This window comes from Halorubrum ejinorense, assembly GCF_055389685.1.
In genome coordinates this window covers 1,552,876-1,576,186 of the sequence record NZ_AP043777.1, presented here as the reverse complement: position 1 = coordinate 1,576,186, position 23,311 = coordinate 1,552,876, and the positions used below count along the sequence as shown (strand labels likewise).

General features: G+C 55.4%; 24 protein-coding genes and 1 pseudogene. 16 read left to right on the top strand and 9 right to left on the bottom strand.

What is annotated here, in order from left to right; all coding sequences use genetic code 11:
* The first annotated feature begins 396 nt into the window (after positions 1 to 396).
* The 4 genes from ACZ5KW_RS09055 to ACZ5KW_RS09040 all read left to right on the top strand — a co-directional run bounded on the left by ACZ5KW_RS09055 (position 397) and on the right by ACZ5KW_RS09040 (position 4,209).
* The gene (locus tag ACZ5KW_RS09055; RefSeq protein WP_343777596.1) at positions 397 to 1,341 is read left to right on the top strand and encodes a hypothetical protein; all 945 of its coding nucleotides are present in this window, start codon (positions 397 to 399) and stop codon (positions 1,339 to 1,341) included.
* Positions 1,341 to 2,000, top strand: a complete 660-nt coding sequence (locus tag ACZ5KW_RS09050) for a hypothetical protein (protein WP_343777598.1) — start codon at positions 1,341 to 1,343, stop codon at positions 1,998 to 2,000. The genes ACZ5KW_RS09055 and ACZ5KW_RS09050 overlap by 1 nt, the downstream gene beginning before the upstream one ends.
* A 126-nt stretch (positions 2,001 to 2,126) precedes the next feature.
* On the top strand, positions 2,127 to 3,221 hold the full coding sequence (locus ACZ5KW_RS09045; protein WP_343777600.1) for an HNH endonuclease: 1,095 nt from the start codon (positions 2,127 to 2,129) through the stop codon (positions 3,219 to 3,221).
* Between the two features lie 268 nt (positions 3,222 to 3,489).
* Positions 3,490 to 4,209 carry a GNAT family N-acetyltransferase gene (locus ACZ5KW_RS09040; protein ID WP_343777602.1) on the top strand — a complete coding sequence of 240 codons (720 nt, stop codon included), beginning with the start codon at positions 3,490 to 3,492 and terminating at the stop codon, positions 4,207 to 4,209.
* A 285-nt stretch (positions 4,210 to 4,494) separates the two neighbouring features.
* Here ACZ5KW_RS09040 and ACZ5KW_RS09035 read toward each other — a convergent pair whose 3' ends face one another.
* Positions 4,495 to 4,878, bottom strand: a complete 384-nt coding sequence (locus ACZ5KW_RS09035) for a DUF7718 family protein (protein ID WP_343777604.1) — start codon at positions 4,876 to 4,878, stop codon at positions 4,495 to 4,497.
* A 209-nt stretch (positions 4,879 to 5,087) separates the two neighbouring features.
* On the opposite strand from ACZ5KW_RS09035, the gene ACZ5KW_RS09030 reads away from it, so the two are divergent.
* Entirely contained in the window at positions 5,088 to 5,513 is a 426-nt protein-coding gene (locus ACZ5KW_RS09030) for an HVO_A0114 family putative DNA-binding protein (RefSeq protein WP_343777606.1), read from the top strand.
* Between the two features lie 57 nt (positions 5,514 to 5,570).
* Here ACZ5KW_RS09030 and ACZ5KW_RS09025 read toward each other — a convergent pair whose 3' ends face one another.
* From ACZ5KW_RS09025 to ACZ5KW_RS09010, 4 genes are all read right to left on the bottom strand, one after another.
* The gene (locus ACZ5KW_RS09025) at positions 5,571 to 7,478 is read right to left on the bottom strand and encodes a PKD domain-containing protein (RefSeq protein WP_343777608.1); all 1,908 of its coding nucleotides are present in this window, start codon (positions 7,476 to 7,478) and stop codon (positions 5,571 to 5,573) included.
* A 998-nt stretch (positions 7,479 to 8,476) separates the two neighbouring features.
* Positions 8,477 to 8,749, bottom strand: coding sequence for a hypothetical protein (locus ACZ5KW_RS09020; RefSeq protein ID WP_343777610.1), 273 nt, complete (start codon positions 8,747 to 8,749; stop codon positions 8,477 to 8,479).
* Positions 8,750 to 8,969: 220 nt separating this feature from the next.
* The gene (locus ACZ5KW_RS09015) at positions 8,970 to 9,767 is read right to left on the bottom strand and encodes a glycoside hydrolase family 16 protein (protein WP_343777612.1); all 798 of its coding nucleotides are present in this window, start codon (positions 9,765 to 9,767) and stop codon (positions 8,970 to 8,972) included.
* Between the two features lie 132 nt (positions 9,768 to 9,899).
* Positions 9,900 to 11,108: a glycosyltransferase family 2 protein gene (locus ACZ5KW_RS09010; protein ID WP_371153046.1), complete on the bottom strand. Its 1,209-nt coding sequence runs from the start codon at positions 11,106 to 11,108 to the stop codon at positions 9,900 to 9,902.
* Between ACZ5KW_RS09010 and ACZ5KW_RS09005 the strand changes: the two genes are divergently transcribed.
* From ACZ5KW_RS09005 to ACZ5KW_RS08995, 3 genes are all read left to right on the top strand, one after another.
* Complete coding sequence (locus tag ACZ5KW_RS09005) at positions 11,101 to 11,931, top strand: IS5 family transposase (RefSeq protein WP_464388554.1); 831 nt, start codon at positions 11,101 to 11,103, stop codon at positions 11,929 to 11,931. The genes ACZ5KW_RS09010 and ACZ5KW_RS09005 overlap by 8 nt on opposite strands.
* Positions 11,932 to 12,371: 440 nt before the next feature.
* On the top strand, positions 12,372 to 13,745 hold the full coding sequence (xseA, locus tag ACZ5KW_RS09000) for an exodeoxyribonuclease VII large subunit (RefSeq protein ID WP_343780518.1): 1,374 nt from the start codon (positions 12,372 to 12,374) through the stop codon (positions 13,743 to 13,745).
* A gap of 33 nt (positions 13,746 to 13,778) precedes the next feature.
* Positions 13,779 to 13,997, top strand: coding sequence for an exodeoxyribonuclease VII small subunit (locus ACZ5KW_RS08995; protein ID WP_142986973.1), 219 nt, complete (start codon positions 13,779 to 13,781; stop codon positions 13,995 to 13,997).
* Positions 13,998 to 14,815: 818 nt separating this feature from the next.
* Here the strand turns inward: ACZ5KW_RS08995 and ACZ5KW_RS08990 are convergent.
* Positions 14,816 to 15,190: a hypothetical protein gene (locus tag ACZ5KW_RS08990; RefSeq protein ID WP_343780517.1), complete on the bottom strand. Its 375-nt coding sequence runs from the start codon at positions 15,188 to 15,190 to the stop codon at positions 14,816 to 14,818.
* Between the two features lie 135 nt (positions 15,191 to 15,325).
* Between ACZ5KW_RS08990 and ACZ5KW_RS08985 the strand changes: the two genes are divergently transcribed.
* Positions 15,326 to 15,685, top strand: a complete 360-nt coding sequence (locus ACZ5KW_RS08985; protein ID WP_343780516.1) for a hypothetical protein — start codon at positions 15,326 to 15,328, stop codon at positions 15,683 to 15,685.
* 233 nt (positions 15,686 to 15,918) lie between these two features.
* Here the strand turns inward: ACZ5KW_RS08985 and ACZ5KW_RS08980 are convergent, their stop codons facing one another.
* Positions 15,919 to 16,095 (bottom strand): hypothetical protein, encoded by a 177-nt coding sequence (locus ACZ5KW_RS08980; protein WP_343780515.1) that lies wholly within the window; start codon positions 16,093 to 16,095, stop codon positions 15,919 to 15,921.
* 397 nt (positions 16,096 to 16,492) lie between these two features.
* On the opposite strand from ACZ5KW_RS08980, the gene ACZ5KW_RS08975 reads away from it, so the two are divergent.
* The 3 genes from ACZ5KW_RS08975 to ACZ5KW_RS08965 all read left to right on the top strand — a co-directional run bounded on the left by ACZ5KW_RS08975 (position 16,493) and on the right by ACZ5KW_RS08965 (position 19,133).
* On the top strand, positions 16,493 to 17,338 hold the full coding sequence (locus ACZ5KW_RS08975) for a hypothetical protein (protein ID WP_343780514.1): 846 nt from the start codon (positions 16,493 to 16,495) through the stop codon (positions 17,336 to 17,338).
* Positions 17,339 to 17,418: 80 nt separating this feature from the next.
* A complete protein-coding gene (locus ACZ5KW_RS08970; protein ID WP_343780513.1) occupies positions 17,419 to 18,837 on the top strand; it encodes a lamin tail domain-containing protein in 1,419 nt (472 codons plus the stop codon).
* A complete protein-coding gene (locus ACZ5KW_RS08965) occupies positions 18,837 to 19,133 on the top strand; it encodes a DUF3006 domain-containing protein (protein WP_343780512.1) in 297 nt (98 codons plus the stop codon). The genes ACZ5KW_RS08970 and ACZ5KW_RS08965 overlap by 1 nt, the downstream gene beginning before the upstream one ends.
* A gap of 222 nt (positions 19,134 to 19,355) precedes the next feature.
* On the opposite strand, the gene ACZ5KW_RS08960 is transcribed toward ACZ5KW_RS08965, so the two are convergent.
* A complete protein-coding gene (locus ACZ5KW_RS08960) occupies positions 19,356 to 19,673 on the bottom strand; it encodes a hypothetical protein (RefSeq protein WP_149799343.1) in 318 nt (105 codons plus the stop codon).
* Between the two features lie 210 nt (positions 19,674 to 19,883).
* Between ACZ5KW_RS08960 and ACZ5KW_RS08955 the strand changes: the two genes are divergently transcribed.
* From ACZ5KW_RS08955 to ACZ5KW_RS08940, 4 genes and pseudogenes are all read left to right on the top strand, one after another.
* Positions 19,884 to 20,189, top strand: coding sequence for a toxin-antitoxin system TumE family protein (locus tag ACZ5KW_RS08955; protein WP_343780511.1), 306 nt, complete (start codon positions 19,884 to 19,886; stop codon positions 20,187 to 20,189).
* 23 nt (positions 20,190 to 20,212) lie between these two features.
* Positions 20,213 to 20,617 carry an HVO_A0114 family putative DNA-binding protein gene (locus ACZ5KW_RS08950; protein WP_343780510.1) on the top strand — a complete coding sequence of 135 codons (405 nt, stop codon included), beginning with the start codon at positions 20,213 to 20,215 and terminating at the stop codon, positions 20,615 to 20,617.
* A gap of 294 nt (positions 20,618 to 20,911) precedes the next feature.
* Positions 20,912 to 21,534: pseudogene (locus ACZ5KW_RS08945) on the top strand (peptide-methionine (S)-S-oxide reductase MsrA).
* Positions 21,535 to 21,754: 220 nt separating this feature from the next.
* On the top strand, positions 21,755 to 22,897 hold the full coding sequence (locus tag ACZ5KW_RS08940) for an FAD binding domain-containing protein (protein WP_343780509.1): 1,143 nt from the start codon (positions 21,755 to 21,757) through the stop codon (positions 22,895 to 22,897).
* A gap of 166 nt (positions 22,898 to 23,063) precedes the next feature.
* Here the strand turns inward: ACZ5KW_RS08940 and ACZ5KW_RS08935 are convergent, their stop codons facing one another.
* Positions 23,064 to 23,279 (bottom strand): hypothetical protein, encoded by a 216-nt coding sequence (locus ACZ5KW_RS08935; protein WP_343780508.1) that lies wholly within the window; start codon positions 23,277 to 23,279, stop codon positions 23,064 to 23,066.
* Between the last annotated feature and the right edge of the window lie 32 nt (positions 23,280 to 23,311).

Sequence of the window (23,311 nt, the reverse complement as noted above, 5' to 3'; positions counted from 1 at the left end):
GATATGGTCAGGCGGTGAGCCTGTAGGTCGGACTGCCGGTCCGCCGACGTCGCTAGTGGGTGGGCGTCGACGTCCGCTTGCCCGCCCGGGAGCGCCCGCAACACTGCCGGCTCGACGAACTCCGACGACAGCTGGGGGCGCAGACCATCTCACACTCGGGGGAAGCCAAGCGAACTCACGGCCCAGCGCCCCAGCGGAATGGTCGGGCCGTGAATACGCGGGACGGGCTGCGAGCCAGCATGTCGGACCGGTTCGTGCGTACCGATGGGGGGCGACGCCCCTGTTCGCCCAAGCCGATCGTGGGTGCCTGCTGTGGGCGGGTCGATTTCTCACAGCTACCGACCGTGTGGAACGCAAACATGGCACAATCTCCACTCGAAGCGACGGGGGTGTGGCGTGACGACGATCCAACAGCTGGTTTTCGAATTGTCGACTCCGTATGCGGGGCGACCATATCACGTGTCGGGCAACGCGCTGTTTCAGGCGATCGCGGCGGACGTCGACGACCGGACGCGACGCGAGTTACGGGTGAGTCACGGTATTTTCAGCCCATCAGAGTACGGCTCCTACCCGAGCGAACACTCACAGAACGGGTACGCCGGCAAACTCGGGGGGTCGCTGCCGCCGGTCGAGTCGTACGAGGACCTGTTCCTGTTTCGGGATGCGGCACAGCGATGGCTACAGCCCTCTCGGCCGCGCGACGCCCAGAACACGATGGATCGGCAGTCGCATGGCGGGCGGCTGACGGTCGCGTCGGAGTCGTTTTTCGGCGTGCCTGCGGAGCAGCGGAATTCGAAGCGCCGAGTGAAATGGTACATCCACGCGTATGTCCATAGCGAGCGCGAGGGCGTGCTGCCGCTTGATGAATCCGTGCTCAATGGGATTCAGCTGGGCGGTGCTCGGAACTACGGCTTCGGCGAGGTGTCGCTCACCGACTCGCAGGTTGTCGACCTCAACGCGCTCTCGTTCGATGCGCTGCGGGGTCACGACGCGTATACCATCGAGCTGGTGACGCCCTATGTCCTCCAAAGTGAAGCCCCGGACGCGGACACTCAGTCAGTGCCCTATTGGTGGGACACGTCGGTGGCTGCCGTGCCGGGCGATTCGCCGACGCGAGAGCGCCGGTTGCGTCGCCGGGAGGAACGGCTTGTTGGGGAGACCGCGTATGAACTGGCGACGGTCGATCACGGCCAACTCGTCGGCTACGCCGGAGACGATCCGATACAGACGGCGAAGAACGGCGTGCTACGGGTGGGGACGCATGCGCGGTTCGGCTTCGGTGAACTGCGCGTGAGGCCAGCCAGCCACGATCGTGTGCCGGAGCGAGGTGAGGTGGCGTAATGCTCGACCAGGTGGCCTTTGATATCGAGACGACCGGGTTTGACGTCGACGATGAGGTAACCGTCGTCGGGTTTGCGATGCCGCTGGGGGTTCGGGTGTTCGTCCAAACTGCCGGGCGGACAGCCGGCGACGTCGAGGCCAGCGTGAAAGCGCGGCTGTCGGAGACACTCGTGAACGTCTCGACACACACCGATGAGGCCGCGCTGCTGGCGGCTGTGGCGACGTTCGTCAGAGATCGGATACACGACGCCGAGACACTACTCATCGCGTTCAACGGCGAGGTGTGGAACGGTGGCTTCGATCTGCCGTTCCTGCGGAGTCGGTATGCGGCCCGTGAGATGGCGTGGCCATTCGATGTGGCGTACGCGGACGTGTTGCCGGTGATTTCGGATCGGTTCAACACGACTGTTGACGGCGAGGAACAGCGGGGGTTGGCGGCTGTGTACGAGCTGCTCGGCGACGGGACCTACAGCGGAATCGATCCGTTTGACGACAGTGCGGCGGCGGTGACCGCCTTCGAGGAGGGGCAATTCGACGAACTCGTCTGCCATAACTTGGCGGATATCCTGCGGACACAGGCGCTCGGCCGGGTTGCTGAGCGGTACTGCGGGAAGGCGGAGTTCAACGTGAAATCGCTCTCACCGACACGAGACGCGTGAGTCTGGCTCGGTGAGCGGTTGCGGCGCGTTCCCCAGCAGCGGGGCTGCAGATTGAAGCGATACACCAGGAGGATGAGCGATGCTGGCGGTCACAGTGCGTGCGAAGCCGGACATAGAACGATATACATGAGAGATTCAGAAGACGAGGACACGGCTGACGGAACAGACGACGAACCAACAGCGGACGAGGAGCCAGCCGATGCCGAGACGCCATCGGACCAGTTAGAGACGGCGTCGATGGGCTCGGGCGCGGAGCGGAACGAAACGGTGGATCAGGCGACGCAGAAGAAAGTGCTACAACGCGATCGGTATCGCTGCCGGGCATGTAACGCGAAAGCGCCAGCCGCTGGCGGCCTGGCCGACCTCGAGGTCCACCACGCAGATCGGGATCCGGATGATTTCGACGAACACGACCCAGCGAACCTCCTCACGTTGTGTCGGAGTTGCCACTCGTGGCATCACATGAGATCGACGCCCAGCGATGTACCCATCCGGCTGACGGAGGCCGATGACAAGGAATTGAAGTCCCACGAGTACGAGATTTTGCGGATCCTCTATGACAACGGCCCACTCCGCACAAAGGAGATTGCGGACAAATTAACAGTTGAGATGACCGTCACGGCTGTTCGAGAGCGGTTGTGGCATTTGGGCGGGCTCGATAATGAAGTGACTGAGCGGACAGAGCCGCTCGTGACAAAAGATATCGCCACCCAAGAGTGGGGTTTACTCGATGATATCGTGACGACCGCTCGCGGCCACATCCCTGATGACCCGAAATTGCTCGTCCAACGGACAGAAGACGAGCTCGTACGGCGAGCGCTCGATCGGGGGTGTGATCGCCAGACAGTGATGGAGGTCTTCGATGTCTCGCGGCGCGGCACATTCTACAAGGAGACGCGCTCGAAGATGTACGACTTCCCGCTCGACGCGTTCAGCAGGGGCGGTCGGCCGCGGGTTTCGAAGGACGGGTCGGATGAGGAGGACTCGTCGACGGCGGCGAGAGGGTCAGACGAGGGCGATGCGATACGGAACGCGGCGGCGCGGGCGAGCGAGGTGACTGCCGATGAGGATGACGAGTCTGCCGCCGAGATCGTGTCGGATGCGAGTGAGTCAGTGGGTGAGGGGGGTCAGGAAGAGATAGGTGGAGGGGCTGCTACGGAGAGCGTTCAAATGCTGCTAGAAGAGGCGCTTGAGGCGTTGCGGGACGACGTCGAGGCGTAGCCCGCTTTCAGGCGGCTTTTTTGCGGTGTGGTCGTGGTGACACGGGGGAACTTGTGTGGTATGTTTTGGGTGACATGACTGACAATTGCGAAATTTGACTGATGAACGATCTGATCTGGTACCTGTGCGAGATACAGGGAGCGAACGTGGTACGAATTGAGGGCAATCTACGGGAGAGTGATCGCTCAGTACAGAAGGTGTTCCACCCGCCCTTCTACGGTCTCCATCGAAATAATTACCTCCCAACCCACGGGAGCGATGTCTGTTCATGGGTCTTAGTTCACGTACTCTGTGGACACTCCGCCGCTATTGGGCTGACCGCCTCGGTGTCCCCCCCGAGGCGTTCGAGAAATCAGGAGGAACCGTTGGCAACGCCGAGGAGGGCGGTATCCAACTTTTTTCTCACGGCGACTCCCAGATCGTCGGTGTACCGGGTCCCCTCTTAGACGCAGCCGAAGACCGGAGTGAGACCGAGATACCACTCGATGCTGAGGACGAGGACGCGGTCCACGGATGGCTCACTCGCTTCGACGGTATCGAGCAGGCCATCGGCCCGACGTTCTACGGGTACGCGGATCGAGAAACGTTCACTCCCGTCGAATCGGACGCTCGAGCCCTCACAGCTGCCGATGCCGCCGCCTATCGGTCGTTTCAACGGAGTATTCCGGATAACGAGTGGGAACAAGGCGGAACACAGTTCACTCCCGGCGAGACTGTGGGACTTTTTGTTGATGAAGAGCTGGTAGCGGTCGCCGGCTTCGATGTCTGGGAAGGCGTACTTGCCCATCTGGCAGTCGTGACACGCCCGGACAACCGTGGGCATGGATACGGTCGAAGCGTCGTTTCTCAAGCCACGGAGAAGGCGTTCGCTGACGGACTTCTCCCCCAGTATCAAACCTCAGACGCATGGCCCTGGTCTGTCGCACTTGCTCAGGATCTTGGGTTTCATCGGTTTGCCACGGCTTATCTCGGCGTCTACCGGCGGTAACGCCCTTCACGATCGGCCGATTCGTGCTCTGTATCTTCTGTCGCGCTCACAACATCATCTCGAACCAGTCGGATCCTCGTCGGTCAATGCGCAAGCGTATTCTATCGCCTGATTCAGGAGTCAGATGGAAAAAATAACATAGTTCTCGTATTGACCACGCCCTCTGTATGGACCGCGGTTGGGTCAGAAGATATACTCGGCTGAGGATTTCAAGAGGGCCAACTAGTCATCACAAGCATGAGTGGGAAATCCACCACTCACGCGATCTCGACGGATCCTAACACCTTACGGCAGTCCGTGGTTCTTGTCGTATCGTCGAACCCAATCACGCCACCTGTCTTCTTCGGTCATGTACTTCACTGCGCCCTCTGGGTTGTCGGTCTGAAACCCCTTGTCGTGTTTTCGCTGTTCGTGTTTCTGCGGAAGGTACAGCCGGTCAATGTGGCAGTCACCGTGGCTCGTATCAACACGCGCGATGTCGATGTTGTCACTCCCTTCTTGTGCGATATACAGATTCACCCCAAAATCATCAGGATACAATGCTCCTGAAGGGACCCGTCGGATTGCGAGGGAAACCTCGTATCCCATCTCGGTACCGACTGTCGGGTTCTCGGTCTGTCTGTGCTCCGCTTCGTCAATCAATTTCTTGTCGTTTTCATTTTCAGTCATTCATTCTCAAGGAGATAGAGAGGAGAAACCGCATACACCTCCGATATGCCCTCCTTGTTCTTACATAGAACATCCTCGCATAAAAATATTACGACATGTCTGGTAAATGGACTGTAATCTGTGTAGGTGCCTATTCCCCGCTCAAAACCGGGATCATGGAAACGTTTAACCGTTGATGTGGCATACAACAGTATAGGAAGTGATAGAGCATGAGTAATACATATGCGCCAGCGCCATCGGAACACTCAGATAACGAATCCTCGACTGAGAGGACGTTGCTACGGACGAGTATCGCTCGGCGTCTCACAGGTGAAGATGATGAATTCGGTTCGGTGAAGGTAATTTCGCATGAACTGGCTGATCGCGTCTTCACCCCGAAGCGGCGAGAAATTCTCCAAACCCTCAATCAGAAAGAGGTCTCGTCGCAGCGCGAACTCGCCCGAATATTGGATCGGGATCCCGGGGCCGTACAGCGAGATCTCACCGAGCTCATCAACGCAGATCTCGTAGACGTTGTTGAGGAAGGTCGGTCAAAGAGGCCAGTGCTCGCCCATGATACTATTATTGCCGAGCCACTCGTTGCGCCCTCTGGTATCGGTACGGAGGCAAGCTACACGGTCGAGAACGAACCTTGATCACGGCGAATCTCAGACTATCTGGCCGCCCGCAAAAACGTCTCCGACAGTAACACCTCAGCTTGATTCTGACTTCGTTCCGGACAGACGGTGCTTTAGGAGGTATACAAGTCCCCCGACACCCGCGAGTGCGCCACTAACCCCGAAGCCAGGGACATCATCATTAGTATCTTCTGAGTCATCGCCGTCAGCTCCGTCAGTGTTCGACCCAGTCTCGCCATTTTTATCAGTGGCTGCCGGGTCAGTGTCATCAGTTTCGTCGCTGTTAGACTCAGTCCCTACATCATCATCATTAGTGTCTGCTGGGCCATTGTCGTCAACCCCGTCGCTGTTTGGCTCAGTCTCGTTATCATCACTGTCGTCGGTGTCTTCAATTGTCTCGTATCCCTCGCCAACTCCGACTTGAATGGTTACTTCATCTCTCTCCCCCAAATCAGATGTTGTGGCCAGCGTCACCGTGAACTCACCCTCATTAGCGTATGAGTGCGTAGTCGTTTCCTCAATACCAACGTCTCCGTCACCGAACTCCCACTGATACGAGAGGAATTCTCTACCAGCTACGGTTGAGCTCTCACTTGCATCGAATGTCACCTCATCGCCGACCTCCGGATTCTCCGGAGACAGGTCGATTCTGAGTGTTGTCCCGATCTCGTCACCAAACACGCTCACGTCCTCACCGTCGATGCTCCGCTGATGGAACTCAACGATGTCATGAGCTGCCGGACGGGCTGTGTGGCCTGCATCAGGATAGACACGAAACTGAGCCGATACGCCCGCTTTCTCGTAAGCACTCTGCGATGTTGGGAACCGGTCAACGATCATGTCTTCACCGTACACATCTAGTGCTAACTCCTCTAAGGAATCCTCTGTCCAAGCGTCACCAAACCCAATCGTGTCGTTATTGTCTTCAGCCCCCATGTAGAGAAACTGGTTTGTCTCATCGAGTGTCTCGCGGTCGACTGGTGAGCCGGTCAGAGCTTCCAAATCAGCAGTCCCGACGTGGAACGGTAACTCCCGCCCTTTGAATTTATCAAGTGGCAACAGGGGCATCCCATTCAGACCACCGGCTGTGACCGAAATCACTTCATCGGGGTGTAAGACAGTGAACCGGTCAACGAAGTTACCGGAAGCAGAGAAGCCATTCAGTAGGATACCGTCCGTCCGAACAGCATATTCCGCATCTTCGAGGATCTCATACGCCCGTTCAACCATATTCAACACTTGGAGGTCGATACGCTCGAGCGAACCATCCTCAATACCCATTGTCGTATCATCAAGCGCATGGGTGAGGTGCCTCCAATTAACGGGGTCCGATTCAGGCCGTGGAAAGACCGGAACAATAAGTGGCGCACCCAAACGCTCCGAAATATCGCGGGGCAGACCATCGCTAACCAACCTTTCTCCCGCCGATATGTGTACGTCGATGTCATCCGCTGGCTGCCCGGAGTTCGCAGGTTCGACTAGCACTGGCGCAGGTTTGCCCTCGCCAGATGTGGCATTTGAAGGCGCGTAGAGGAAAAACGGATACTCAAACCCAGCTGTCGAGTCAGCCGCAACCAGCGTCTGGTCAATCCCGTCAACTATCTCAAGATCGTCATTGCCAGATACAATTGCCGTGTCACGAGCAAAGCTTGACCCACCATCCTCGGGGTAGAGACTGACAGAGACTCTTGATTCCTCTGTAATTGGCGGAGCAATTCTTACCTCATAGTCTTCGTAGACACCCGCCTCGATACTAGACGAATAAAGACGGCTGTCAGTCCGCTGATTCCTGATACCGAGGTTTGCGTCTTGTTGAGTCTCAATTTCACCAATAACGAGCGATTGGCCATCAGATAAGGTCTGGTCGTTAATCGTGAGCGAGCCACTCGGTTCAGCTGTTACAGACTCAGGGATAGCACCGACTGTAACACTGCTAGCGATACCGGCTCCGATAGAAGCTCTGAGATACGTTCGTCTATCCATGATAAACTCTGGTTATCGTTGTATTCCATGGAGGCCAAAAGAATCTTTGTATTATGATATGTGGCTTTGTTGAAGATCTCAGTAAGCGCACAGTCCGCCCAGTTGCGGCCAGTACATGCCTTCTGCTCTTCACTGGTGCGGCTTACCTGTCTCTTTCAGATAATTGGATATTGAGGCTCTGTTGAAATCTTATTCTTCAGATATATTCTCACCTGAAATAGCCAGTCGCTGAAGACTGCTTACACCGCGGTCAGTTGGTCTCGTTTTGTGTAGACAATGAAGGCGATGTAACCACCAAATACTGTGTGTGCGGCATACAGCGTATTTCTCTCAATCATGCCGGAATACCGTGTGACTGCTAAGACAAAGAATACCCCATATAGGAGACAAGGGAGCGTAATATATACTGTAATAGCCTTCTTCGGGGTCATGTTGCTTCATTTTCAACAACAGTATTAAAACCGTCAGATACGGGTGATTTCCATTTCGTCTGTACTGAACGATCTATGGTTGATGCTTTCTGGGTTGCGAGACTGAATCAGCTGTAAGATCGCGCTTGCGTACTGAGTAATATTTCAGTTTTTAAACCAACCAAACAACCCGAGTGAAATAGCGAATAATCCCCATAGAACTGTGCGGAAATTGGGTTGTGACAAAGCGATACCAGGAATAACTACTCCGACAATAACGGAGAGAATCCCGGTGAGTTTTCGATACTGCTGTAGCGACATATGATGTGGGGAGTCTATTGTACTATTTAGAGCGTTTCGTCTATTAATTACTTGGCTTGAGCCTTATTTAGAAGCGGTGTAGATCGGGCGAAATAGTCGCTATCTGAAGAACGGAATGGTACAGAGAGGCTCTCAGAGACTGATCTCGCTCAGCCAACGCAGGCACCAAGCTACGTTATCGGGAGCGTCTAAACAAGGCCCTTGGCTTGTATTGACCGCGACCGGGCAGAATATATCACTTACTGGGGATTTCAACAGAGCCGGCACTCAGAAACCGCCCATCCAAGAGAGTATTGTGCCGAGAAAGGACAGACAGGCGGAACCAGCCAACACAAGAAGGGCAATAGCAGGGGCAGTAAACTCCTCTGGGTCGGTTCGGAGTAATTCGTAGCCGGCAGTGGCAAGCATTCCAACTCCACCGATCGCCATGAGAAGTATCGGGATACTACGAGCGCCAGCGATGAGCGACCCTACCGCTGGCCCCCCTATTGAGGCTCCAATTACGACAAATGAGCCAGTGTAGATGTACAAATCTTCCATAGGTGGTGTAACGACACGTGACTAATTGTAGTTTGGATGCGATATCCATCTTGTTACTTTCGCACTCTTCAGCGACCGGCTGTTTTCATCTCATTTTGTGTCTGAAGAATGGGATTTTAACAAAGCCGCTCATCTGTAGATTAGCAACTAGTTGATGTACTGTTCGAGGGTGTAATGGATGGCGGTGAACCAGTTCAATTCGAGTCCTCCGTCCGGCCAATTATCGCTCCCATACCCGAACCCAATCGATAGCGAGGCGTTCCGTCCATCGCTCATTGAGATCTGCTTGGCCGACCCGATTAACGTGGTTTGAGAAAATTAGCCCGAACGGACGGGTCTCAGAAGCAGTCAGTGATTGGACCATCGCTGGTGGCGTTGAACGCGTCACGACATGGTTTCCGTTGAAGTACCATTCGACTCGGTCCTCAAACAGCGCACAACCGTACGTATTGAAACTCTCAGTGAGATCGGTGCCACTATCCATTGAGAACGGGTTATCCGTGTGAGTCTCCCTATCATTTGGCTCTCCCGACTCGCTCCAGTGAACATTCACGTGAAGTTGCTGGCGTTCGGATTCCGGATTCTCTCCCGGTTGGAACAATTCAATAATGTCAATCTCCGGTGGCCAATTCATATTTGCGGGCTGCATCCAAAAAGCAGGCAAGATGCCGGTTCTCCCGGGGAGTTTGAGTCGTGCTTCAACGTACTGCCTTACTGTTGGGTCGATCGGAATACCCTCTGTCGGGTGATGAGGCTCCCCGCCGGTACTTGAATTAATCACACCTTGAGAACAACCACTCGGGCCAGTCCCTTGAGATTCGATTGTCAGCTCACATATCCCGTCGTTGATTGTTACGTTGTCGGCACGCACCGTTGCATCATCATTTGGGATCCACTCTTCAGGGTCAATGAACCCGACTCCCCATCGATCCGTATCAAATGACTCCCACTGTTCGTCGACGACGAGTTGCCACTCCCCATCTAGACCGCCACCAGATTGTGAATCCTGTGAGAGCATCTCGTCAAACCCAGAACTGAGACAGCCAGCGAGACTCACAGCTCCGACGGTAGCGAGTACATCTCTTCGCCGAAACTGATCTGATTCCACCATCTGTAATTTTAACCGATGATAGTTGATCCATGCTACCAATTAATCATCGAACACTACATCCTCAAAACCACCGTCTTCAATAAGTAATTTTTCGCCATCGTGGTTTTTGAGATCGCCTTCCTCAAGCCACGGGTTTTTGGCTTCTATCGTTTCCGGTGAGACCTTCTCAGTATTTGGTGCGACTTTTTCAGTCACAGCAAAAGTCTGTACGGGAGAAACCCACCCCCACAGTGCGCCAACAGTATTTAAAACGACTAACAGAGGCGTCAACGGGATAGCCAACAGTGGAACCCGCTCGCGCCGGATATACACGAACACGCCGACGAGCGTGATCACAAATAAGACGAGAAACATGGCCAATGAGCCGAATTGATAAAATAGCGGTTGTGGGAGAAACTGCGGGAATAAAAACAGCAGCAACGACATGACGGGGATCAGTGGAGACAACGACCACGCAACCATCCGGAAGCCGAGAAAGAGACGGTACTTTTGTGGAAGCAAGTCTGAAGAGTGCTGGGTGCCGGCGAACCATCGTCGCCGCTGTCGAAACATTCCGCGAAGCGATGGCGGGGCCTGATTCCGAAACTTCAGATTGAGAACCCGGAAATCAAGTTCGCCTGTCTGCGCTGCGCGCCAAATGAAATTCGTATCCTCTGTGATCGTCTCTGTATCCCACGTAATCGCATCTTCTAACGATTTTCGAATGGCAATCCCACCGCCCCATGCGTAGAGTGGATATTTGAACCGGCCGAAGGCACGTTGCTCGTACTGGTAGCCGATACGGAATGTTTCCGATAAATACGCGATCCACGAGCCGGTGTACAGCGGCATCTCGGTGATTTGGACAACGTCCGCGTCGGGCAAGCCCCGGAATTGCTGAACGATAGTATCTTCGTCCAAATACAGAATAAACTCATGAGAGCATGGAACGTTTCGACGAGCCCATTCGAGCGCGCGTCCCTTATGTCGGGCCTTACACTCGAATTCATCAGGGACGACGTGTACCGTTGCCCCGCTAATTTGGATCTCTTCTTCGGCAATAACTCGAATATCATCGACCCCATCTGGGACCGAGTTGACTGTTGCTTGAACGACGGCTTCGGCACCAATCGTCAATATCCGCACCTGTACGTCGTCGTGACCGTATACCAACTCATCAGACGAGACTGCTCTGTTGAATCCGCAGAAGGCGACAGGATAGCGTCGCTCTGAAGGTGGAAGCGAAGCGGAAGAGCCGAATGTGTCCAAACTACTCTTCCGCTTCGTTAAACAAGCCGCGTCGCTGGCTCAAAAGCGCTGTGCTGCCAGTCCAACGGCGGTGAGTGATCCGACTGGCCACGGATTTCCCGGCTGGAAGCATGTCACGCTCCACTTTTTGCGGGTTCACATGGATGCGACGTACCGCGAAATTGTGGATTGGGCGAGTGAGATGGATCGCGTTCGTGGTCTGTTACAGCTGGCGCGGACGGCATTTCCCGCACCCTCAACGCTGTACCGGTCGTTTGAGAGGGTGCCAATGTCGATATGGCGTGAGTTCCTTCGTGAGTCCGCGAACATCTGCGATCCGGGCTCGCACGGTGCCATCGATGCCACATTCTTCGACCGCGAAACGGCATCGAGACACTACCAACACCGCTCGGATCGCCACATACGCACGCTTAAAACGACGGCACTCGTCGATACGGACTCGTGTGCCATTCTCGATCTTCACTGCTCGGCACACTGGCCTCACGACACACAAACTGGCCGTCGAGTCGCCCTTCGTAACACCGAGAAAATCGAGAGTCTCGCCGGCGACAAAGGCTATGACGACCAATCTCTCCGGGACGCCCTCCGATCAGAGGGCGTCCGGCCCCTGCTGCGTCACCGGTTGTTCGCTGCGTACGATCACGCGCACAACGCACGGTTGGACAGCGGGCTATACGGCCAGCGCTGGATGGCCGAGACTGCCTTTTCGGCCATCAAGCGTCGATTCGGCCCCGCTGTCCACCCTCGCGCTTGGTACCGCGAGTTCCGCGAGCTCGTGTTGACCGCCGCAGTCTACAACCTCGAACAGGCTCTCAAACAGTGATCCCCACGCCGTCATCGGATTCAACAAAGCAGACGAGACTAACTGGTTGCGAGCGAGAATGAGGACTTCGTATAGCCAAAATAGAACAGACAGTGAGTACAGAACGAACACACTCCAAACAAGAGTCAATGCGACAAGTGTGAACACGAATATGCCAAATGTAACTAATGAGTAAGTATGAATGTGCCGAAGCAAACTCGTTCAGAATTGGACACGATATTGTTATTAGCTCCAATATAGAGCTTCCTCCGATGACCACCTCGTCGCTGATGATGACTACACCCCCTCTATTCAGCAACTGGTACCTAACAACACCTGGGGGTAGCACCAGAGTCGATAGACTCTAACTGTACCATACTAGCGAACTCGCAACTCTACTGCTAGAGAGTTCTGCGGAAGAGAGCCAGACTCAAGCCGTGAGAGATGAAACCGCAGACCAGATGGCCGATACGCACGATCCGCGCCCAGAGGGTCCATCGGTTCCGGAGGGGAATGTATGGTCCGTTGGACAGCTCAACGCGGAGATTGGGTCGGTGTTGGATGCGGCGCAGGATCGGCTTCCGTCATATGTCGTCGGTGAGGTTTCAGACATTAACCGGTATGACTTCGGGACATTCTTCGATTTACGCGATTTAGACGATGACGCCACCATCTCGTGTATCATGTGGGCCCACCAGCGCGAGGCGGTTACCCATGAGTTGGAGGAAGGAACTGAGACGATTGTTCGCGCAACCGTTGATTTCTATCACGATGATGGCCGCACACAGCTTGCGGTGAAGAACTTCTGGCCGGTCGGGGAATCGGATCGATCAGAGGATCTCGCTGCGCTTCGGGCCGAGCTGGCGGAAGATGGATTGCTTGATGAGGCGGCGGCGCAACCGCTCCCGGAGTATCCGCGCCATATCGGGGTTGTGACGTCGCTTGCTGGGTCCGCTCGCCGTGACTTGGAGGAAGCGGTCCGGGCGCGACATCCGGGGGTCCCGATTACAGTCTGTGGCGCAACAGTCCAAGGCGAGGCCGCAGTCGCCTCACTCGTTACTGCGGTGCGACGACTAGAGCAGGACTCGGCAATCGATGTGATTGTGGTGACGCGTGGTGGGGGCGCTGACGCGGATCTGTGGTGTTTCAACGAGGAACCGGTCGTTCGGGCGATCGCTGATTGTGCGACACCGACGGTCGTTGCGGTTGGGCACGAAGATGACGAGACACTTGCGGAGGCAGTGGCAGATCACCGGTCGATGACGCCAACCGACGCTGGTGTGGCGGTCGCCCCGGATCTCGCTTCAGTTCGCCAGCGCGTCGCCGATATTGAACATCGAGTGGATCGTGCCTACACCTCGGTCGTCACCGACCGTGTGGCGACACTCACCCAACGGCTTGACGCCGGGCTCCAAACGCTTGAACAGCGAGCGCAGGCTCGGGAGGCGACACGGCAACGCATCGCTGATATTGAACACCGGATCACGGTCGCGTACGAGGCGCTTGTCACGTCGCGGCTGACTGCGATTGAAACCCAACTGAATGACGCGTACCAGGCCCTCGAACATGCTGTGGAGACGGATGCGGTGACTGTTCGGGCCGCGCAGCGTCGAGTAGGAGGGCTTGAATCGCGGATCGACACGGCGTATCAGACACGCGTTGACCGTGAGCTTGGGGCACTCGAAGCGCGGATTGAGGATGGGTACCGCGAGATCGAAACCGACGCCCGCGTACAAGCCGGGCAGAGTGAGGCTCGACGCCTCCGAGTTGCCGTTATTGTATTGCTTGTCGTGCTGGGGCTGACGCTGCTGGCACTCGCCGTGGGTGTTCTCTGAGGGTTGAAAAGGCTGGGCGGTAATCACACAGGTATGAGCCAGCACGACGACGTCGATATTGGCGGCACAATTGATCGCCTTGAAGAAATCGCTGAAACGCTTGAAGACGGTGAAGTCGGACTCGAGACGGCCAAAGAACTGCGTGAGGAGGCAGATGAGAAGCTTACGGTGCTTCGAGATACGCTTGATGTCGGTGACGGTGACATCATCGAGATTGACGGCGACGAACTAGATGAGGAGACTGCGGAGTGACCTCGTATACGACCTCGCATGAGACAGGACTGAACACTCTTCCCAAGTCTGCGCGGTGACTCTCAAGGGTCGTGTCAGTGATGTCCGCGAGGCACTATTCAATATACATCTATCGTTGAATTAAGGATAGTCCACGAGGGGTCTGATCCCGGGCTATAGGATTCCTACAGCTCTATTGAAATCCTCTTCTTCAGATACATCATTGTCTGAAACGGCTGGTCGCTGAGGAGTGCGTTTTGAACAGACGACAATCTTATGAACGTTCTGTCACACAAATTACTATGGTTCAGTCAATTCACACCCGATTTGTGATTGTGTGGGCGATACTGGTGATGTTCGGATTCATTCTCGGGGCAATATTCGGCCCACTAGATCCGGACACCAATTTCCGGATCGGAGTGGGAGTAATTCTCGGTGGGACAGTTATTGCGTATCTTGTAACATACAGAACGGACGTATTTGCTTCAGACGCTACCGAAACTAAGTAAATCCTCTCAATGAAGCGGATTGCTATCGTTAGCTCACAAACGGCGAGCGATTTCGTATGCGATTGATGTCGGGAGAAGAATGGCGAATATCACAAGCGTGATTTCTTCTATAGTTAGACCAGATTGTGTCAGAGCGGCATAAAAGTAGAGTACACCGGTGGCGATCACGCTAACGATAGCTGCAACGTATCGGGGGTCAGTCCATGAGGACGGGAACTCTGCGTTAGACATCTACCCTTATTATTCTCAGCCATATGGAAATTTTTTTCTTGTGCATTGGCCGAAACAGGGTCAGAATATATCGCTTGCTGAGGATTTTAACAGAACCTACTAGTTCTCATTCCAAGCTGATTGTCGATACCCCTCACGTAGTTCAGTAATCACAACTAGTGCTATCGTAATTCCCACCAGAGCCCAGATGACGGTCAATTCTGTTCCACTGACTCCATCTGAAAATTCACCAGCGAGCACGATCAACACGAGGGTAACAACACCCAACCGAGAGGTTCTAGAAACAGATTGATCGATTTTTAACAGATACAGTTGTGGGAGAATGGCCCCAAACAAGACCAAGAGTAGGAACGCGATGACAAATGCCCACTGACCCGGTAGCCCGATTACCACCTCAATAATGCCGAGAATTATCAAGCCACACAAACCCGCAAACAGGGAAGCAGCGATGACCCTATTTTCAGCTGAAATCATATGGCTAATATTCATTTCGAACACATAAATCTCTCGTGAGGAAATGTTGCTATTGCTGAGCACACTCTTTGTATTGACCGATAAGAGTTCTATAATTCCCTTCGTGTTTTGTGCTCGCGTGATGAAGTGTCTGGTATGAGTGAGCAGGACCTCGATCCGGTCGAACAACTTCGACGGGTCGGGATCGGACTGATACTGGGTGGGCTCGCCTTCGGTGGTCTGTCGTTTGGTATTGATGCGGTTGTGAGTGGTATCGTGCTGCTGGGTGCTGGTATCATCGCCTGGTGGGGTGAATATCGACGGGAGTTGACTGTCGGGATCGGAGTCGGAATCGGGCTGGCTGGGCTGGTTGTCCTCATGGATCTATGGATCGATACCGGCTTCAGCGGACTTCGGCTGGCGGGATTTATCGTCGCACTCGGGGTAGTCGATTACGTGCTTGCGCCTGCCTACGGTAAAATCCAAGATGCCGGTGAACGAGCTAGTGGGAAGTAGGTCAGCATGGACATACTTACCGCATATAATGGTTTACTCATCCGTTTCGGCCTCTACCAACTGATTTTTTGGCCAACGGTGGGCTATTATGTCGCCTGGGACGCTACCAAACGAGAGCAATCGTCCCCACGACTTCGTGGAGTCGTATATGGGTTCTTTGGGATAGTCGGATTACTCGTGTATATGGCACAGAAGACGCGGGCTGATGCCGATTCAACCTGACTTGCGACCACTCACTCTCCGTCACTAATCTGCTTTTTATATACAAGGTATGCCATCGGGCCCATCAGGGCAAACACTGCAGCAGTCACGGTGAGAAACAATTTGTCCGAGTCAATAGCCAAGCTGTAGAACAGTCCGATTCCGACGAGCACGTATAATCCCGCAAGCGTCCAAATTGCCCATCCCATACGTAATAATACCCAGCAGCACGAATAAATGTCTCCCAGATGCTGGCTCGACTGTCCACAAAATAGGTCATTGTTTAGACGTGGTAGTACGAGGTGGTGGCTGCCGCTGCCCTCGGTTACCTGCTTTGAGAGCCATGGATTGGGCTCGCAACGGACGCTGGCGCAGTAACCTCGGGACTCTTTGTCCTGCTGTATCGGCGCGTTCGCCATTCATAGGAATTGGTAAGCGCGTTGTCTGTACTGAACGAGTCGTGAGGCCCCTGTATTGACCGTAACCGAGTTAGAATATGTCATCTGTCAGGGAGTTCAGCAGAGCATTTTGACAGAGTCTAATGTTATATCGCCGCGATCACAGACTTCTTGATATTTTTCTATCTGACCTGGCTACGCCACGACAATGAGTGGAGTCCCACCTGTATCTACACTCAAACAGTCGGTAGAGGCGACGATATTGGCTGGGGTGGGTGGTCTCCTTGTTGCGATCCATCTGGTGTTCCCAGAGTCACTCCGGACAGAGCTTGTGTTCACGTATGGGGAGCCGTCGCTGGTGTCAGCATGGACAGCGGCAGCGGTCCACGACAGTTTGGGGCATCTCGTGTCGAACGTTGCGTGGTACACTGTTGTGGTCGGTTCGATATACGGACTACTCGCCAAGCGAGGACGTCGACGCACGTTTTGGCTCGCTACCGCTGGGTGCGTTGTGGTTGCGCCGCCAGTGACGAAGCTCGTTGATTACTGGGTCCTTCTGCTTCAGTGGGAAGTCGTTGCGGAAATAACGACAGCAAGCGGATTTTCTGGGGTGGTGAGTGCGTTCGGTGGGATGTTGTACGTGGTACTGCTTGGATCAGTGACGGCGTGGTACGGGTATGCGGCTGGCGTGGCCGCGTCAGGGACAGTGACAGTTGCGACACTCTCCGTGCTATCGGTCACATCCGATGTGCTGCCGGAAATCGCAGGAATCGCCCTTGGGGTGACGAGTGTAACTCTGTTCGGAATTGGGGCGCATCACAGCGCTCTGATTCAACGGCTGCGACGTGCCTGGGCGCACGATCGTGATGCGGGGGTGCGTGTGGGTGTCGGGTGGGTTGTCGTGGTGGCCCTGATTGCTGTGTTATTCCAAGTTGAACTCGATGCGAGCCGTCGCTTCGTGAACGTCGTTGCGCACGGCACAGGATTCACGACTGGGATGGTGGTGACGCTTGGAGTCATCTGGGGCAGAAGGGAACTAGGTGACCGAAACTAGAGCTCCACAGACTGTGCGGGTTGATTCGACGATGAGTACGCCACCCGAACGCTCAACACGCTTCCGGCAGACTGGTGTGTATGAGACGCGGGGTGCTGTTGGTTGTCGTCGGGGTAATGGTCGTGCTCGCTGGTTGTGCGGGTGCGGCTCCTGGTGATTCGACACCGGGAGAGTCTACACCAGAGAATAACACAGAATCTGTAGCGACGACAAACGGGACCGTCGAAGTCCACTATATCAATGTCGGGCAATCAGTGAGCACGCTCATTATCGAGCCGGATGGGGAGACGATGCTCGTTGATACCGGACACTACAACGATGACGGCGAGTACGTCATCGACTATCTACAACGCCACGACATCACGCGGATCGACCATCTCGTCACGTCACACAACGATGCTGACCACATTGGTGGGAACGCAGCGATCATCGACTACTACGAGACGGAGGCTGATGGGGTCGGCGCGGTGTACGATCCCGGAATTGCCGCGAGCACACAAACGTACGGCGAGTACCTTGATGCGATCGAGGAGCACGATGTGACGCTGTACGAGACGCGAGAAGGTGACTCGCTTGCGTTCGGTGCGGTCACCGTTGATGTGTTAGGGCCACCGGAGCCGTATCTAGAGAATGAAGCGCGCAATGAGAACAGCATCGTGTTGAAGCTCACATACGGAGAGACAAGCTTCCTGTTGTCTGGTGATGCCGAAGACGACCAGGAAGCATACCTGGTTGAGAGGTACGGTGAGCAGTTACAATCCACGGTGCTGAAAGCCGGACATCACGGCTCTGCGAGCTCATCGAGTGAAGCGTTCCTTGATGCGGTACAGCCGGAAGCAGTCGTGGTGTCAAGCGCGTATGATTCGCAGTACGATCACCCGAACGATGAGGTGCTACAGCGGTTGTCGGATCGGTCGATCTCTACGTATTGGACCGCGACCCACGGTGACATTGTGCTTGTGAGCGACGGGAGCGCAGTCTCCGTTCAAACTCAGGCGGCTGCCCCGACAGACCCCGGTGCGCTTCGTGATGGGGATGCTGTCGAACCAGGGACGACCGGCACAGTGACTGAACGCGACCGGCTTGGCGGAGCTGGGACTGGTGCGATTGATTCGGGCGGGAGTGATGATTCTACAGAAGACGATGATGACGAGACGACGACCGAGAACGCGACGCTCGCAGTCGCAGAAATCAACGCCGATGCAGAAGGCGATGATCGAGAGAACCTCAATGACGAGTACATCGTCTTCGAGAACACGGGAGACGACCCGCTTGATGTCTCCGGATGGACCGTCGCTGATGACGCTGGGCACACCTACACGATCCCTGATGGCGTCACGATCGGCTCAGAAGCAACCCTAACGCTTCGTACTGGGAGCGGGACCAATACGGAAACCGAACTGTACTGGGGGTCGGGCTCTCCAATATGGAACAATAATGGCGATACAGTGATAGTCACAACAGATGATGGTGAGCGTGTCGTGGAGGAGCAATACTAATGTCGCCAGTTGAGCTACCTGACGGCACGTACACGGCTGTTATCGACAATATCGAAGACGGCTACGCGACCGTGTTTTTCGAACGCGATGGCGACGAGGTTGGGAACGCTGTGATCGACGCGGCACAGTTCCCTACAGATGCGCAGCACGCCGACGCAATCCTCACAGTAACGCTTCGTGATGGAGACATTGAGGAAGCAGTGTACGAGCCTGAAGAGACAACAGAACGATCCTCGGCAGCGCAAGATCGGTTCGATCGACTGTCAAAACGACCACCGTCTGATGACGATTCCTGACCAGGGTTGACCGAGTTCCGGTGTTTTCGAGTCACCGAAGTGTGTGGAGATGATAACACGATCTCACCCTATTCGACGCGCTCCACGCGGCATATACAGCGGTTCGTCACGGAATCCAACAATATGAGTGAGCGGCTCTGTTGAAATTTATTCTTCAGATATACAATATGCTGAAACAGCCGGTGGCTAAAGACTGCTAATCGCGCGAGTATTCAGATGGTCTTACCAGCCGTCAACAAGCCGATCATCTTCGTCAACCTGAATCAGAGTCTCATTCGGATCAAGTCCTGATGAGAGATCATTAAGTTGACGCTGGTCTCTTTTTGAGGTATCTTTCCCAGTATCGATTTCAACTACAGGGTCACGCCCAAACGGATTATCAGCGGTCACATCGGGGATCCGGCCGTTTCGTTTCTTTGGGTCCGGGTATTCTGATGTGTGATCGGCTCGAATATCTGAATAGCCGAGATCTCTGAACAAGTCTGCCTGGGACTCTACACGATCATCATGGTCATCGTCGCCGCCGAACAGATCGAACATGTGGGCTAATAGCATATCCCGCAACTAAGAATTGTCGGTGAAACAACTACACAAAACAATCCGTGCGTCCTCTGTATTGACCTGATCGGGGCAAAACAGATCACCTTTTCAGGGCTCAACAGAGCCACCCGGACCTATCTGAGCCGATCCTGTCCTATGTTGTGGGGTCCATAGGCTTATGCGTATGGAGGTGATAACATAGGATGGCGGATGGCGTCCTACACCACCATCGAAGATTGGAAGGATGTCGAAGGCGGCTACGTTGTCAGTGTGACCATCCGGCAGACGGAGGCTGAAAAGTACCCGAGCGCGTGGGACTACGGTCTACACCTCGGGGAAGTCGGTGGCGACACCATCCTCCGCTACGACAACGCTCACGAACGGACGAAAGGTCACGAGCGTCACATCGGGGACGATGTCGAAATCATTCAATTCCCCGGAATGCTGACGCTCTACGACCGCTTCAAGCGTGACGTTGAAGAAATGACTCCCGTTTCGTGGGACTGGTCAGAGTAGGACGCCTCCGGGAGAGACATACCATGCCCACACTCAAAGTCACCGTCGGCGAACGCGACCGCCTCGATCAGCGCACGCGCAGTCGCATCAAGGCCGCTCAGGAGGGTGAGGACCTTGACGACGCCCAGCCGGTATTGAACTTCGGCTCGTACGCTGAACTCAGCCGACTCCTCAGTCCGAAGAACTTGGAGTTGTTAGAGGCAATATCCGAACACGAACCCGAAAGTATCCGCGAAGCTGCCGAACTGGTGGACCGGGACTACAAACAGGTTCACCGAAACCTCTCTGAACTCGACGATATCGGTGTTATCGAGTTCGAAGGTGGCGGAGCAGGTCAGGCGAAGAAACCGAAACTGACCTACGACGGCCTCGAAATTGACATTCCCTTTGCGAAATCTAACGGGGACATCGGCGCGGCAGCGCCCTAACGGCCACCCGCACGCGGGTTGGTCAATCGTCGCTGCTTCCTTCCCGTATCTCACCAGATCGGCCGCGAGCTAACTTAGTACAATTAGGAGATGGGCAAACTCAGTAGGTCGTGTATTCGATGACCCGAACCGTCGACCGCACTCCACAGCAACTCACGACGCCGAGAGTGTCTTTTCGCTGCCGACTGCGCACAAATTCCGACGCTCAGCATATACGGCTGCGAGCCTAACTGGTGGTAGATGCGGTGGGATCCACGACCCGCGCTCCGGCGACTCTCGAGGCTGGTGACTCCAATGACGCTTACACAAACACAGATACGCGAGTACGACCGCCGTGCGATGGATAGTGCGGAGACTGCCACGGCGACGTTCGGGATCGGCTGTTTCTGGGGCCAGATGCCCAGTTCGGTGCGATGGACGGCGTCGTTCGCACCCGGGTCGGCTACGCCGGCGGTACAAAGCACGATCCGACGTATCACGCGTTAGGCGACCACACGGAAGTGGTCCAAGTTGAGTTCGATCCCGACACGGTAGCGTATCGAGACCTTCTGAATCGGGTGTTCGAGTCGCACAACCCACAGCACCAGACCAGAAAAACACAGTATCAGAACATCGTGTTTACTGGGACAGAAGCCCAACGAGCAGTCCTTGATGAGTTTCTCACTACAAAGGGACTCACTGCCGATGGGATCGGAACACGCATCGAACAGCTCTCGCGCTTCTACCCCGCTGAGGACTATCACCAGAAGTACAAGCTCCGGTCCGTCTCCTCGCTCATGGACGCGTTTGAGGCGGCGGGATACGGCGACGAGGAGTTGCGTGAATCACCGATCGCTGCCAAGCTGAACGGGTACGCCGCTGGGCATGATGTTGGCATTGACGAGGAACTTCCGACACCCGACCGCGGGACTGTATAGACACCACTGATTTGGTGACGATGGACAGCGCCGTCGACAGAGGCCAGTCAAGTAGAGAACGCGGGATTTCCGGCGGCAACGACTACGAGGGCGCTGCGTAATCGAGACGCGCTCGCACCGGCGGTACCATGTCCCCGAAGGGAAGCAGCGATCGTTGCGAGAAGCCATACGGTGTTGATGGATCCGTAGGCTTTCACCTGTCACGCAGTAATGGACTAGTGTGTCCAACGACCAGCCCCATCAGCCTGTTTCCGGACTCGATGTACTCATCTCCGGCGGATCGATGGGAGGACTCTTTACCGGTATTGCGCTTGAGCGGTCAGGTCATCAGCCGACGATCTATGAGCGGTCAGCAGGGGCACTGAAAAGCCGTGGCGGCGGTATCGTCGCGCAACAGAATATCCGTCAGTTTCTCAGCAACTACGACATCGTTGACCCGGACGATATCACGACCCGGTCTCATGAGCGCCGGTTTCTCACGGAGAGAGGGGACGTCGAACGCGCCGTGTCCGAAACGATGGTGTTCACGTCGTGGGACGCGCTCTATCGACAGCTCCGCGACGCCTTCCCCGACGAGCGGTACCGGACCGGGACAGAAGTCACGAGCGTGACGCCCGAGACGGCGACCGTCACGACCGATGACGGGACGGAACGGACGACGGACGTGGTCGTCGCCGCCGAGGGTGGTCAGTCGGCGACACGCGCGCAACTACATCCCGACGTGGAACCAGAGTTCGCATCCTACGTCGCGTGGCGTGGCGTCGTCGACGAAGCGTCCCTCCCGGCTGCGTGTGTCGAGGCGTTCGACGAGACATTCACGTTCTACCAGGGGGCCGATCAGCTCATTCTCGCGTATTTCATTCCGGGCTCGGACGGCGAGACTGAGTCGGGCTCGCGTCGGCTCAACTGGGTGTGGTACGATACGCTCGACGGGCGGGACCGGGGTGCGATATTCACGGGCACGAGCGGTGCTCAACAACGGTTCTCCGTCTCACCGGGTCAGCTGCGCGAATCGGTTCGTCACCGACAGCGCGATCGCGCAACGACGCTCCCGCCCGTGTTCGAGACACTCGTCAGCGAGACACCAGACCTCTTCGTACAGGCGATCTATGACCTGACGGTCCCGGAGATGGTTGCAGATCGAGTATGTCTGCTTGGAGATGGTGCATTCGTTGCCCGCCCGCACACGGCAGCCGGGACTGCGAAGGCGGCTGGTGATGCGACCGCGCTCGCCGAGGCCCTTGCGAGTCACGGATCGATCAACGAGGCGCTCGCGGCATGGGACCAAACACGCACTGAGTACGGTACCACACTCGTTGCCCGCGGGAAGCAGATGGGTGACGTTCGGCTGAACTTGGACTGAGCAGCGGTTCGGAGCAGTCGCCTGAACAGGTGTCGCGTGGTACGGCTCTAGCGGACCGGCAGCCGGTAGAAATTGATCTATCGATTTATAAGTTGAATACAATCTCTCAATACCGTACGCCTACCCTATCCGTTTCGACGTGTTTCAACAGCGCCAGAATTGGATCTCACCGGTCTCTAAACTCTACTGTGTAGCCGTTATTGCGAAGTGCTTCAACGAGCGCATCTCCACGTTCGATTGTGAATTCGTGGAACGAATTAGTGGGACTATCTGCCGAATACAGCTCTGAGTCGATATTCTCCGGGATCTCGTTCTGATGGGTGTCTTCTTGGACAACAACGGGCTGGCTGGGCACGTGGGTAGAACTGCTTTCTTCTGTCATTCGGACATCCCGTGTTACAACCATTCGGCTAT